Genomic DNA, 12,223 nt, shown 5'->3' on the forward strand with positions numbered 1-12,223 from the left:
GGAAACTCTCGGGGATAGATCATGTTGCACCGGCGAAGTGAAGCCCTTCGCAGCGCGGCAAACCGTTGCAGCCAGTCGGGAGCGCAAGGGGCATCGTCATGGCGGAGACGATCGCGACGGGACCGCCCTGTCGGTCGAGTTGGGCCAGGACGCCCTCGGATTTCTGTATTTCACGGACAGTGCGCCAGCGCGCTGGCCGGCAGCGATCGGCCGCCTTCCTACGCCTCACAACGTCGCGCCGTGGGGCGCAAGCCGGTCTAAAACAAAAAATAGCGCTGCGCCATCGGCAGCACGCTCGCCGGTTCGCAGGTCAGCAGCTCGCCGTCGGCGCGCACGTCGTAGGTTTCCGGATCGACCTCGACGGTCGGGGTCGCGTCGTTGAGCACCATCGCCTGCTTGCCGATCCCGCCGCGGGTATTGTCGACGGCGACCATCGCCTTGTCGACGCCGAGCGCGTCTTTGAGCCCCGCCGCCAGCGCGGCCTTTGAAACGAAGGTGACCGACGAGGCCGCCGGGGCGCGGCCGAAGGCGGCGAACATCGGCCGCATATGCACCGGCTGCGGGGTCGGGATCGAAGCGTTGGGGTCGCCCATCGGGGCGGCCGCGATCATGCCGCCAACCAGCACCATCTCCGGTTTGACGCCGAAAAAGGCCGGATTCCAGAGCACGAGATCGGCGCGCTTGCCGGCCGTCACCGAGCCGATTTCGGCCGCCATGCCCTGCGCGATCGCCGGGTTGATGGTGTATTTGGCGATGTAGCGGCGCACGCGCAGATTGTCGTTGTCGCCGGTTTCCTCGGCCAGCCGGCCGCGTTGGCGTTTCATCTTGTCGGCGGTCTGCCAGGTGCGGATCAGCACCTCGCCGACCCGGCCCATCGCCTGGCTGTCCGACGAGATGATCGAAAACGCGCCGAGATCGTGCAAGATGTCCTCCGCCGCGATGGTCTCCTTGCGGATGCGGCTTTCGGCGAAGGCGATATCTTCCGGAATCGTCGGCGACAGGTGATGACAGACCATCAGCATGTCGAGATGCTCGGCGATGGTGTTGACGGTGTAGGGCCGGGTCGGATTGGTCGAAGACGGGATCACGTTGGCGAGCCCGCAGATCTTGATGATGTCGGGCGCGTGGCCGCCGCCGGCGCCTTCGGTGTGGTAGGCGTGGATCGTACGCCCCTTGAAGGCGTCGATCGTGGTTTCCACGAAGCCGGACTCGTTCAGCGTGTCGGTATGGATCATCACCTGAACATCATGGTCGTCGGCCACCCGCAGGCAGGTGTCGATGGCGGCCGGCGTCGTGCCCCAATCCTCGTGCAGCTTCAGCGCGCAGGCGCCGCCCAGCACCATTTCGTGCAGCGCCGCGGGCAGAGATGCGTTGCCCTTGGCCGCCAGGCCGATATTCATCGGGAAGGCGTCGAAGGACTGGATCATGCGGCCGATATGCCAGGGGCCCGGCGTGCAGGTGGTGGCAAGCGTGCCGTGGGCGGGACCTGTCCCGCCGCCGAGCATGGTCGTCACGCCCGCCATCAGCGCTTCCTCGATCTGCTGCGGACAGATGAAATGAATATGGGCGTCGAAACCGCCTGCCGTCACGATCCGGCCTTCGCCGGCGATCGCCTCGGTGCCGGGACCGATGACGATGTCGACGCCTGCCTGCGTGTCGGGATTGCCGGCCTTGCCGATTGCCGCGATGCGCCCGTTTCTCAGCCCGATATCGGCCTTGACGATGCCGCTCGCGTCGACGATCACCGCATTGGTGATGACGGTGTCGACCGCACCCTCGGCGCGGCTCGCCTGGCTCTGGCCCATGCCGTCGCGCACCACCTTGCCGCCGCCGAACTTCACCTCCTCGCCATAGACGGTGAAATCCTTCTCGATCTCGATGAAAAGCTCCGTGTCGGCCAGCCTTATCCTGTCGCCGAGCGTGGGGCCGAACATCTGCGCATAGGCGGACCGCGAGAGTCTTGCCGGCATTGTCTTATTCCTCCCCGTCCTGCCGCCAGGCGGCGCTCCGATAACGCGCGGGGATCGGGTCGACGAGCGGGTCGTCGAAGCCCAGCGCCTCGAGCGCGTCGAACCAGCGGTCGCGCTGGCTTTCGGGCAGTCTGGTCCCGCACCAGGGGCAGTGGCCGATCAGGACGGTGGAGGCGCCGCCGTCGTGCACGATCAGGCCGTATTCGTCGAAGACTGCGCTATAGGCGATCAGCATATCGGGACAGGCGAACGGATCGTCGGCGTGTTCGGCGCAGTCATTCTCGAGGGCGTTTGTCATTTGCGTGCAGCAATGCCGCTCGGTCGGGGTGGCGAAATCAGGCGGAAGACCGCCGGGATCGAGCCACAAAACACGAAAATCGGGAAAGAGCCGGCTCGACATCACATTCTCGACGGATTGGGAACGACAATGACGCGTGCCGCGTTCGGACAATCGGGTCGCGTGCGCGCCAGATTTGAGCGGTAAGGAGAGATCAGGTGATGGTTGATACGATGGACGGCGAGGCGGGAGCACTTCACCTGGCTGTCGGCGCGCTGCTCATAGCCGCCGCGATGTCGGTAACGCCGCTGGCCGCCCAGGGGCTCGACAGCGAGAAGGCGATCGACTCGATTGTCGGCTCCGATGTCGTTGAAGAAGAACAACAGGCCGCCGCCGCGCCGGAGCGCATCGTCAAGGCGATCGAAAACACGGCGCAAAGCGCCCGGGAAGTGCGTCACAAGTTCAATCTGGAGCGCATCGACATCGTCTTTCTTCCCGATGCGGCCGACAACAAGGCGCCGGGCGAGATCGACAGCAAGCTTGAGGAATATGCCGAGGAGATTGCCGATCTGCGCCGCGAGATCGAAGGCAACGCCATGCTTTACCACGCGATCGATTCGCGCTCGGTAATGGTCAGGGACGTGCTTGCGGTCGAGTTCGACGACCAGAACGGCGCCACCGTCTTCGCCGCCGCGAAACCCGCCCGATAGAGGCGGCGCGGCCGATCGGCGGGTTTTCGGGCCTGTCATCTCACAATTTTCCCATCACCATTTGCCGGAACCCGTAGACCCGGCGCGCGCCGCCGAGCGGGATCAGCGTCACGTCGCGCTCCTGGCCCGGCTCGAAGCGCACCGCGGTGCCGGCGGGAATGTCGAGGCGCATGCCGCGGGCGGCCTCGCGGTCGAACACCAGCCCGGCATTGGCCTCGAAAAAATGATAGTGGCTGCCGACCTGGACCGGACGGTCGCCACTATTGGCGACCTTGAGCGTCACGCTCGGGGCGCCCGCGTTGAGCTCGATCTCGCCTTCGACGGTGATGATCTGACCGGGAATCATCGCGCTAGCCCGCCAGTGCCAGCCACAGACCGCCGAGCGCGGCGGCGGCTCCCGCGCCGCGCGCGATCGGGTGCGGCGCCCGACGAAGCAGACGCCCGCCCGCCTGGACGAGCGCGCTGCCCGCGGCCAGAAGCAGCGCGGTCGCCGCGACGAACCCCACGGCGTAACCGGCGGAACTGCCAAGCTCCGCGCCGTGCGCGTGGCCGTGAAACAGCGCGAACAACCCGACCAGGGCGGCGGCGCCGCGAACCGGTACCGGCAGCGCCAGCGCCGCAAGGAGGCCGATGGCAACGACGGATGCCAGGATGACGGGTTCCACGAAAGGCAGCGCCATTCCCGCGTGCGCCAGCAAGAACCCGGCGACCATGATGGTGATGAAAGCCAGTGGCAGTTGCCAGAGCGCCCGTCCGCCGAGCGAGGCCGCCCATACCCCGGTCGCGATCATCGCCAACGCATGGTCCGCGCCCGAAAATGGGTGCGCGAACCCGGCGGCGAACGCGCCGTGCACATCCGGCCCGGAATGGGCAAGGGCGGGCGCTGCGGAGGCCGCGAGGATCGACGCGGCAATCATAACGGCGGTTCGCTTCACGGGGACCTTCCTTCCTGCGGGGATGTCGGGGTTGCGTCGGGGGCGCGCGCGCGGATCGGCTCGTGCACGGTGACCAGCTTCACGCCGTCGGGAAAGGTCGCCTCGACCTGCACGTCGTGGATCATGTCGGCCACGCCCTCCATCACCTGGTCGCGGGTCACGACATGCGCGCCGGCTTCCATCAGCTCGGCGACCGGGCGGCCGTCGCGGGCGCCTTCGACGAGGAAATCGCTGATCAGCGCGACTACTTCGGGATGGTTGAGCTTGACGCCGCGTTCCAGGCGCCGCCGCGCCACCATGGCCGCCATGGCGATCATGAGCTTGTCCTTTTCCCGCGGCGTCAGATGCATGGGCGTCGTTCCGGGCAAGGTCGCTGCATGGCCGCCGCACCGATCGCCCCCGGTTGCCGGAATGGTCGCGCATCGGCCCCGACGCGGCGCCGGCCGGCCCATCGATGGATTTCGCGCATCAAAATGACCAAAATTTCGGCACTCCCGCTTCTTCGTTGAGCAAACCGATCAGCGGCACCAGCCGTTTTCTGAGCGCGTAGCCGTCCGCTGCGACAATCCTGGCAAGAAGCTTGCCAGTTCCGGCCACTTGCCAGGCGCTGACCCCGCCATCTTCGGCGACGATCGCGCGCGCGGCCGAGAGCGACCGCTGGGGCGCGCCGCCAATCTTGAGCACCGTCGCCATCGCCAGGCCGCCATTGAGCGCGCAAGGATGCGCGATCAGACTGCCAACCGCGCCGTCCAGCGCGAAATCCTCCGCATGGACGAGGCGGCCCTGGCTGCGGACGCGCCAGCGGTCCCGCATGAGCGCGCCGCCGATGCGCTCGCCCATCGCCAGGCGGCCGAACAGCGTCGCTTCCACGAACAGGCCCTGCGCGTCGCCGTCGAGCTCGACATCGATTTCTCGCGTGAGCGCGGAGTGGTCGAACAGGATCGTCTCCTGCGGCAGCCATGCGATGCGGCTGCCTGTGCCGGCCCGGATCGTGCAGGCGATCCGGGCGACGTCGCCGCCGGTGCGGTAGATCTTTTCGCAGGCCTGGCTCGTCACCGACAGCGCCGTTTCGGGGCCGGCCTCGATCGACCAGGCGAGGCGGTCGCCGCCGGTCAGGCCGCCGGCCGTGTTGATCAACACCGCTTCCAGCGGGTCCGCCGCGCGCCTGGGCAGGCGGATTTTGGCCGCGCCGGCCTGGTGCAGGTCGCGCAGGCACGTGCGCGCGGCCGCGTGCTGAACGACGAGCCGCGCATGCCCGTCGGCGCGCTGGGGCAGGCAATCGGCCGGCGTGTCGATCAAAACGTCCATCACTGCGGCTCCGCGACCGTCGAGCTTAGCGGATGGTGGTCAATTGTCGAGCGGCGCCACGAGGCCGGAGCAAAGCGCCCGTCGCCTTATTGTGGCGGGAAGTGTAAGCGTCTAGAACACGCAGCAAGGGCGCATGTTCGCCATGCAGAGGGATCCGGGGATTAATGAGCGATCAACTGGCCGACGACATTCTGGATAAGATCGCGGACCATGCCGGTCTCGACAAGACCGAGATCACCGACGAGACCGAGCTGATGGAACTCGGGATCCATTCCCTGGAACTGACCGAGATCATCTTCGACATCGAGGAAAAATACGACATCGAGGTGGAGATGAACACGTCGGAGGCCTGGAGCAGGCTCAAGAATGTCGGCGACGTCGTCAAGGCCGTGCGCGCCTTGATCGAAGCCAAGCCCTGACATGTCGGATCGCGGCAACCGGATCGTCATAACCGGGCTGGGCGGCATTTGCGCGCTGGGGACCGATGTCGGCGCGATCTGGCGGTCCATGGCCGCCGGCAGGCCGGGTATCGGCCCGCTTACGACGGTGCCGCCGCACGATTTGAAGGTGATGATCGGCGGCGAGATCGCGCAGCTTCCCGACCACGGGCTCGAGCGGCGCCAACTCGTCACGATGGACCGCTTCAGCCTGCTGGCGACGATCGCCGCGCGCGAAGCCCTGCGCCACGCCAAGATCGAGGTGACGCCCGAGAACGAATACCGCATCGGCGCGGTGATCGGGACCGGCATATGCGGCTGGGAGGCGATCGAGGAAAGCTATCGCGCGGTCTTTCTGGAGGGAAAGAAGCGCGCCAACGTCTTCACCGTGCCGCGCGTCATGCCGGGCGCGGCCGCCGGCCAGGTCAGCATGGTGAACGGTCTGCGCGGACCGGTCTTCGGCGTGACCTCGGCCTGTTCGTCCTCCAACCACGCCTTCGCCGCCGCCCTCGATCAGTTGCGGGCCGGGCGCGCCGACATGATGCTGGCGGGCGGTGCCGACGCGCCGCTGGTCTATGGCGTCATGAAGGCGTGGGAATCGCTGCGTGTGCTGGCCAAGCAGGCCTGCCGCCCGTTCTCGGCCGATCGCGACGGCCTGGTGCTTGGCGAGGGCGCGGGCGTGGCCGTGCTCGAGACCTATGATCATGCCCGCCGGCGCGGTGCCCCGATCCTTGCCGAACTGGCCGGCATCGGCATGTCGGCGGATGCCTCCGACATCGTCGCCCCGAGCGTCGAGGGTCCCGCGGCAGCCATGCGGGCCTGTCTCGCCGATGCCGGGCTTGCGACCGACGGGATCGACTATGTCAACGCCCACGGGACTGGGACCAAGGCCAACGACAAGATCGAGACCGAGGCGCTCGGACGGGTGTTCGGCGAACGCGCCGGCGATCTGTCGGTATCCTCGACCAAGTCGATGCACGCGCATTGCCTCGGCGCCTCCGGCGCGCTGGAGATGATCGCCTGCGTCATGGCGGTGCGCGAGGGCATCGTGCCGCCGACCATCGGTTATCGCGAGGCCGATCCCGAATGTCCGCTCGACGTGACGCCCAACGAGGCCAGGCGGCGCGACGTGCGCGCGGCGATCAGCAACGCCTTTGCCTTCGGCGGCACCAACGCGGTCGTCGCCGTCAAGCGGGTCTGAGCGCGGCGCGACGAGGCTCGACCGATCGGCTCTATGGTCGGGGCGGCTGTCTGGCGGCCCCGGCCGGGGCATCTCAGTTTCCGAACAGCTTGCCGAGCGCCTTTTCGAGTTTCGAGCGTTCCTCGGGGTCGGCGGTCGCCGGCATGATGAAGCGGTTCAGGAAAAGCCGCGCGTCCTTCACGGTGGCCACGCTGCCGCGGCGCAGATAGGACAACGTCGACAACAAGACGTTGTCGTCGCCGCACGCGGCGGGCGAATAGATCCAGTAGGACCCGTTCTCACCCTGTGCCTTTTGCATGCCGCACCGCTTGTCGGGTGGCGCGTCGCGCCAGAACAAGGACAGGATGTCGGTCAGCGCCGAGGGATTGTTGGCGTAGTAGCTGTGCTTGAGCATGTCCTCGCCGATCCCGGTCATGTCGATACTGTCGACCTCGGCGGTGTGCAGGATGTTGCGGCCGCCCTGGCCGGCGCGCGGGGCGTCGCCGTGCAGCTGTCGCGAGACGGCCAGCGCCCAATCCTTGTTCGAGGCGTAGAGCGTGATCCGGTTGGCGATCGGACGGATGGTCTTCATCATCTCGGCGAACAGCCCGGCATCGAGATCGGGCGCGGTGAACAGCACCTGGTCGAAGGCGGGCCGCTTGCCCTTGTAGCGCAGCGCGAACAGTTCCAGCGCGTCGGTCATGGCGCGGTTGCCCATCGAATGGGCGATCAGGTGGATGCGCGTGGCGCCCGATTTGGCGACCAGATCCTCGAGAAAGCGGCTCAGGCGTCGGCCCGACAGGTTCACCACCGCGGTATCGGCGATATAGCTCATCACCGAAGCGCGCGACGGCCAGGAATAAAGCACCGGCAGGCCGTCGAAATTCATGTCGTAGGCCATCTGCGCGGTGCGCTGGGCGGCTTCGTGGAACGGCACGTTGAAACCGTGCACGAACACGAAGGCCTCTTGCGAGCCGGATGCGGCGGCCTGCTGGCGCATGGCGCCGAACACGGCTTCGGGCGATCCGGGAGTCACCGATTGCAGCACCACGTGCCGTTCCGGGTCCTCGCGGAACTGAAAGGTCCACCAGGACGGTTTCTCGATCTGGCCCGGGCGGTGTTGCTCGGGAATGCTCACCGTCGCCTCACCCAGTTCCAGCTCGCCGCGCTGCCCGCCGTAAAACTCATTCGGCACTGCGCTGCCCGAGCGGGCGCGGTCCGTGGCGTAGTAGATCTTGACCCTGGTGAATTCCTTTTCGGGATCCGGGTCGAAGGCACGGCTGCTTTCCTCCAGCCGGCGCGCGCTTTCCTCGTGGGCGGCGATGGCGCCTTCGGCCGCTTCGGCGGCCGTGGCGCCTGCGGTTTCCGCGATCGCGGCGAGCTCCAGCAGCAGCGGCGGGATCGCCTCGTCCAGCGCTGCCAGACGGGCGATCGCGAGCGCCCTTTCGAGCGTGGCGACCGCGGCCTCGGGATCGCCGAGCGCGCGCTGGTCTTTCGCCAGCGCCCGCAAGACGGGCACCAGCTCGGGCGCGCTCTGCCCGTCGCTGTCGCCGATCTGCGCGGCAAGGTCCTGGCGGGCCTGCGCCGCGGCCGCCCGATCGCCCTTGCGCTCCTGCAGCTCTGCCAGGCGCGCCAGCAGGTCGCGCAGCGATCTAGGATCGGTCTCCTCGGCGCGGGCCGCCGTCAGCAGCGCGATCGCCTGGTCGACATCGCCCTCGCTGACCGCCTGCTCGATCCTGACGCCGAGCAGCGGATCGGTCGCGGCCGCCGGCGCAAGCGTTCCGGCGACCAGCGCCGCCGCCAGCGCGATGGCGCCAAGCCGTTTTCCCGTCGGAAAGATCGGGGACGAAAAAAACCTGCCGAACATAGCCCACCCGCGCCTGTCGAAATCCTGTTGCCGTGGCCGCCGTTCTAACGACTATCCCGGCTTCGCGCGACGGCACAATGAACGCGCACCCGTTCCCGGCCGCGGCGACCGCCGATCATGGCGCGCGAATGTGGAATATTTGCGGTTCGCCGCGCCGGCCGGCCAAAGCCGGCGTGCGGCCGGACGGCGCGGATAAGAAAAACCCCGCCGGATCGCTCCGGCGGGGTCTGGTTTCGAGCCTGGTTCGGCGAGGGCTTAGTTGTCGCCCTGCTTCTTGAGCGCGGCGCCGAGAATGTCGCCGAGCGAGGCGCCGGAATCGGTCGAGCCGAACTGGGCCACCGCCTGCTTCTCCTCGGCGATCTCCAGCGCCTTGATCGACACGTTGATCTTGCGCGTCTTCTTGTCGAACATCGTCACGCGGGCATCGACCTTCTGGCCGACGGCGAAACGCTCGGGGCGCTGCTCGTCGCGGTCGCGCGACAGGTCGGAGCGGCGGATGAAGGCCTCCAGGTCGTGATCGACCAGCTTGACCTCGATGCCGCCATCCTTGATCGCGGTGACCTCGCAGGTGACGATCGCGTTCTTGCGCAGATCGCCGGAGGCGGCCGCTTCGCCGACGGCGTCACGCGAAAGCTGCTTGATGCCGAGCGAGATGCGCTCCTTGTCGATATCGACGTCGAGCACCTGCGCCTTGACCATGTCGCCGCGATTGTACTCTTCGATCACCTGCTCGCCCGGGCGCACCCAGTCGAGATCCGACAGATGGACCATGCCGTCCACGTCGCCTTCCAGGCCGATGAACAGGCCGAACTCGGTCTTGTTCTTGACCTCGCCCTCGACGATCGCGCCGACCGGATGGCTGCTGGCAAACGCGTCCCAGGGATTTTCCAGGGTCTGCTTGAGGCCGAGCGAAATGCGGCGCTTCTGCGGATCGACCTCGAGCACCACGACGTCGACCTGCTGGGTGGTCGACAGGATCTTGCCCGGATGCACGTTCTTCTTGGTCCACGACATCTCCGAAACGTGGATCAGGCCCTCGATCCCCGGTTCCAGCTCCACGAAGGCGCCGTAATCGGTGATGTTGGTGACCGTGCCGGTGATCTTCTTGCCGAGCGGATATTTGGTGCCGATATCTTCCCACGGATCCGCCTCGAGCTGCTTCATGCCCAGCGAGATGCGGTGGGTTTCCTGGTTGATGCGGATGATCTGCACCTTGACCGTCTGGCCGATCGACAGGATCTCGGTCGGATGGTTGACCCGGCGCCATGCCATGTCGGTGACGTGCAGCAGCCCGTCGATACCGCCGAGATCGACGAAGGCGCCGTAATCGGTGATGTTCTTGACAACACCTTCCACGACCTGGCCTTCCTCGAGGTTCTGCACGATCTCCGAACGCTGCTCGGCACGGCTCTCCTCGAGCACGGTGCGGCGCGAGACGACGATGTTGCCGCGGCGGCGATCCATCTTCAGGATCTCGAAGGGCTGCGGATTGTGCATCAGCGGGGTGACGTCGCGGATCGGCCGGATGTCGACCTGGCTGCGCGGCAGGAAGGCGACGGCGCCGTCGAGATCGACCGTGAAGCCGCCCTTGACCTGGTTGAAGATGATGCCCTCGACGCGTTCGCCCTTGGAGAATTTCTCTTCCAGACGCGTCCAGCTTTCCTCGCGGCGCGCCTTGTCGCGGCTGAGCATGGCTTCACCGAGCGCGTTTTCGATCCGCTCGACATAGACCTCGACCGTGTCGCCGACATTGAGCTGGCCGTCCTTGGCCTTGGCGCCGAATTCCTTCAGCGGCACGCGGCCTTCGACCTTCAGGCCGACATCGATGATCGCCATGTCCTTCTCGATGGCGGTAACCGTGCCCTTGACGACCTGGCCTTCGCCGGCATTGGTTTCCTGGAAGGATTCTTCGAGAAGGCTCGCGAAATCGTCGCGGGTGGGATTGGATTGTGACATTGAAGCTCCTGGGTGCCCGACTGTCTGGCGGGCGGCACCGGCGGTTCGTGTTGCGTTACGCCTGTCGGCGCGCCCCGCTCTTGCGAGCAAATCGCCGCTTCTGGCGGCGGTCCGGTGCATCGGGACGCGGACGGACAATGATTGTATCGAAAGCAAAAAAGCGGATCGCCTGCCTCCCCGCATAGGGGACGAGCAGCGCGCCGCCTCGTTTCAGCTCCCGTTCCGGCCGGCAATCGCATCGTCGATGATCGCTTTTGCTGTCTGGAACGCGGTTTCTATATCCATTTCGGACGTATCGAGCAAGTGCGCATCGTCCGCCGGCCGCAGCGGCGAATCGGCCCGGCCCATGTCGCGGGCGTCGCGGCGCTCGATGTCGGCCAGGATGGCATCGTAATGGGCTCCGTCGCCGCGGTCGAGAATCTCGCGCAGGCGCCGTGTCGCGCGCACGGCGGCCGAGGCGGTGACGTAGAGTTTCACCGCCGCGTCGGGACACACCACCGTGCCGATGTCGCGCCCGTCGAGCACCGCGCCGGGCATCGCTGCCGCGAAGGCGCGCTGGGCCGCGACCAGGATGGCGCGCACGCCTGCCATCACCGCCACCTTGGAAGCGGCCTCGCCGATGGCGTGCGTCGACAGCGCTTCACGGTCGAGTTGGGCCAGGTCGATTTGCCGGGCCGCTGTTTCGGCCGCCGACACGTTGTCGAGCGGCAGGCCGTGGGCCAGCATGCGATGCGCCACGGCGCGGTAGGTCAGGCCGGTGTCGAGATGGCGCAGCCCGTAATGCGCGGCCAGCCGGCGCGCCAGCGTGCCCTTGCCGGACGCGGCCGGACCGTCGATGGCGATGACGAGCGGGGCGGACGCGCTGCTCATACCGACCTGGTGATGCCGCCGTCGATGCGCAGGTTCTGGCCGGTGATATAGGACGACCTGTCCGAGGCGAGAAACGCGATCAGTTCGGCGACCTCGTCGACCGTGCCGTAGCGGCCGGCGGGAATGCGCGCGCGGCGCTCTTCCTTCTCGGGCAGGGAATCGATGAAGCCCGGCAGCACGTTGTTCATCCGGATATTGTCGGCGGCGTAGCGATCGGCAAACAGCTTGGTGAAGGCGGCAAGCCCGGCCCGGAACACGCCCGAGGTGGGAAACGCCGCCTCGGGCTCGAAGGTGGCATAGGTGGAGATGTTGACGATCGCGCCGCCGTTTTGCGCCTGCATCACCGGCGTGACGAGACGGGTAATGCGCACGACGTTGAGCAGGTAGAACTCCATGCCGCGATGCCAGTCCTCGTCGGAGATCGCCAGCACCTCGCCCTTGGGGCCGTGGCCGGCGCCGTTTATGACCGCGTCGACGCGGCCGTAGCGCTCCATCGTCCGGTCGACGAAGCGCTTGAGGTCGTCGGGTTCGAGATTGGAGCCGGTGAAGCCGAGCCCGCCCAGTTCGCGGCCGAGCGCCTCGCCCTTGCCCGATGACGACATCACCGCCACGGCGAAGCCGGTTCCGGCGAGCTTGCGCGCCGCCGCGGCCCCCATGCCGGACCCGCCGCCGACGATCATCGCGACTTTCTGGTCACCCATCGCAGCCTTCCT

13 protein-coding genes are annotated in these 12,223 nt (G+C 67.1%); 3 read left to right on the plus strand and 10 right to left on the minus strand.

What is annotated here, in order from left to right; translation table 11 throughout:
* Positions 1–257 precede the first annotated feature (257 nt).
* Positions 258–1,970, minus strand: a complete 1,713-nt coding sequence (gene ureC, locus EP380_RS09315; protein ID WP_106570390.1) for an urease subunit alpha — start codon at positions 1,968–1,970, stop codon at positions 258–260.
* 4 nt (positions 1,971–1,974) lie between these two features.
* Complete coding sequence (locus EP380_RS09320) at positions 1,975–2,370, minus strand: DUF6980 family protein (protein WP_238719792.1); 396 nt, start codon at positions 2,368–2,370, stop codon at positions 1,975–1,977.
* 98 nt (positions 2,371–2,468) lie between these two features.
* On the opposite strand from EP380_RS09320, the gene EP380_RS09325 reads away from it, so the two are divergent.
* Complete coding sequence (locus EP380_RS09325) at positions 2,469–2,957, plus strand: hypothetical protein (protein ID WP_106570391.1); 489 nt, start codon at positions 2,469–2,471, stop codon at positions 2,955–2,957.
* Between the two features lie 40 nt (positions 2,958–2,997).
* Here EP380_RS09325 and EP380_RS09330 read toward each other — a convergent pair whose 3' ends face one another.
* The 4 genes from EP380_RS09330 to EP380_RS09345 form a co-directional block, all read right to left on the minus strand.
* Complete coding sequence (locus EP380_RS09330; RefSeq protein ID WP_127598143.1) at positions 2,998–3,303, minus strand: urease subunit beta; 306 nt, start codon at positions 3,301–3,303, stop codon at positions 2,998–3,000.
* A gap of 4 nt (positions 3,304–3,307) precedes the next feature.
* On the minus strand, positions 3,308–3,874 hold the full coding sequence (locus EP380_RS09335) for a HupE/UreJ family protein (RefSeq protein ID WP_127598145.1): 567 nt from the start codon (positions 3,872–3,874) through the stop codon (positions 3,308–3,310).
* A 14-nt stretch (positions 3,875–3,888) separates the two neighbouring features.
* Complete coding sequence (locus EP380_RS09340) at positions 3,889–4,242, minus strand: urease subunit gamma (RefSeq protein WP_127598147.1); 354 nt, start codon at positions 4,240–4,242, stop codon at positions 3,889–3,891.
* Positions 4,243–4,360: 118 nt separating this feature from the next.
* The gene (locus EP380_RS09345) at positions 4,361–5,200 is read right to left on the minus strand and encodes an urease accessory protein UreD (protein WP_127598149.1); all 840 of its coding nucleotides are present in this window, start codon (positions 5,198–5,200) and stop codon (positions 4,361–4,363) included.
* A 164-nt stretch (positions 5,201–5,364) separates the two neighbouring features.
* Between EP380_RS09345 and EP380_RS09350 the strand changes: the two genes are divergently transcribed.
* Positions 5,365–5,619 (plus strand): acyl carrier protein, encoded by a 255-nt coding sequence (locus tag EP380_RS09350; RefSeq protein WP_106570395.1) that lies wholly within the window; start codon positions 5,365–5,367, stop codon positions 5,617–5,619.
* Position 5,620: 1 nt separating this feature from the next.
* Positions 5,621–6,838, plus strand: a complete 1,218-nt coding sequence (locus EP380_RS09355) for a beta-ketoacyl-[acyl-carrier-protein] synthase family protein (protein WP_127598151.1) — start codon at positions 5,621–5,623, stop codon at positions 6,836–6,838.
* 73 nt (positions 6,839–6,911) lie between these two features.
* Here the strand turns inward: EP380_RS09355 and EP380_RS09360 are convergent, their stop codons facing one another.
* The 4 genes from EP380_RS09360 to EP380_RS09375 all read right to left on the minus strand — a co-directional run bounded on the left by EP380_RS09360 (position 6,912) and on the right by EP380_RS09375 (position 12,211).
* Positions 6,912–8,684, minus strand: a complete 1,773-nt coding sequence (locus EP380_RS09360; protein ID WP_127598153.1) for an alpha/beta hydrolase — start codon at positions 8,682–8,684, stop codon at positions 6,912–6,914.
* A 255-nt stretch (positions 8,685–8,939) separates the two neighbouring features.
* Positions 8,940–10,640: a 30S ribosomal protein S1 gene (gene rpsA / locus EP380_RS09365; RefSeq protein WP_106570398.1), complete on the minus strand. Its 1,701-nt coding sequence runs from the start codon at positions 10,638–10,640 to the stop codon at positions 8,940–8,942.
* A gap of 210 nt (positions 10,641–10,850) precedes the next feature.
* Positions 10,851–11,510 (minus strand): (d)CMP kinase, encoded by a 660-nt coding sequence (gene cmk / locus EP380_RS09370; protein ID WP_106570399.1) that lies wholly within the window; start codon positions 11,508–11,510, stop codon positions 10,851–10,853.
* On the minus strand, positions 11,507–12,211 hold the full coding sequence (locus EP380_RS09375; protein ID WP_106570400.1) for an SDR family oxidoreductase: 705 nt from the start codon (positions 12,209–12,211) through the stop codon (positions 11,507–11,509). The genes cmk and EP380_RS09375 overlap by 4 nt, the downstream gene beginning before the upstream one ends.
* Positions 12,212–12,223: the final 12 nt, after the last annotated feature.

The sequence above is a fragment of the Nitratireductor alexandrii genome (genome assembly GCF_004000215.1).
Lineage (GTDB): Bacteria > Pseudomonadota > Alphaproteobacteria > Rhizobiales > Rhizobiaceae > Mangrovimarina > Mangrovimarina alexandrii.

Bases quoted from the DNA above. Each gene is read 5' to 3' on its own strand.
- ureC (WP_106570390.1), bottom strand. From the start codon at position 1,970: ATGCCGGCAAGACTCTCGCGGTCCGCCTATGCGCAGATGTTCGGCCCC.
- EP380_RS09320 (WP_238719792.1), bottom strand. From the start codon at position 2,370: ATGTCGAGCCGGCTCTTTCCCGATTTTCGTGTTTTGTGGCTCGATCCC.
- EP380_RS09325 (WP_106570391.1), top strand. From the start codon at position 2,469: ATGGTTGATACGATGGACGGCGAGGCGGGAGCACTTCACCTGGCTGTC.
- EP380_RS09330 (WP_127598143.1), bottom strand. From the start codon at position 3,303: ATGATTCCCGGTCAGATCATCACCGTCGAAGGCGAGATCGAGCTCAAC.
- EP380_RS09335 (WP_127598145.1), bottom strand. From the start codon at position 3,874: ATGATTGCCGCGTCGATCCTCGCGGCCTCCGCAGCGCCCGCCCTTGCC.
- EP380_RS09340 (WP_127598147.1), bottom strand. From the start codon at position 4,242: ATGCATCTGACGCCGCGGGAAAAGGACAAGCTCATGATCGCCATGGCG.
- EP380_RS09345 (WP_127598149.1), bottom strand. From the start codon at position 5,200: ATGGACGTTTTGATCGACACGCCGGCCGATTGCCTGCCCCAGCGCGCC.
- EP380_RS09350 (WP_106570395.1), top strand. From the start codon at position 5,365: ATGAGCGATCAACTGGCCGACGACATTCTGGATAAGATCGCGGACCAT.
- EP380_RS09355 (WP_127598151.1), top strand. From the start codon at position 5,621: ATGTCGGATCGCGGCAACCGGATCGTCATAACCGGGCTGGGCGGCATT.
- EP380_RS09360 (WP_127598153.1), bottom strand. From the start codon at position 8,684: ATGTTCGGCAGGTTTTTTTCGTCCCCGATCTTTCCGACGGGAAAACGG.
- rpsA (WP_106570398.1), bottom strand. From the start codon at position 10,640: ATGTCACAATCCAATCCCACCCGCGACGATTTCGCGAGCCTTCTCGAA.
- cmk (WP_106570399.1), bottom strand. From the start codon at position 11,510: ATGAGCAGCGCGTCCGCCCCGCTCGTCATCGCCATCGACGGTCCGGCC.
- EP380_RS09375 (WP_106570400.1), bottom strand. From the start codon at position 12,211: ATGGGTGACCAGAAAGTCGCGATGATCGTCGGCGGCGGGTCCGGCATG.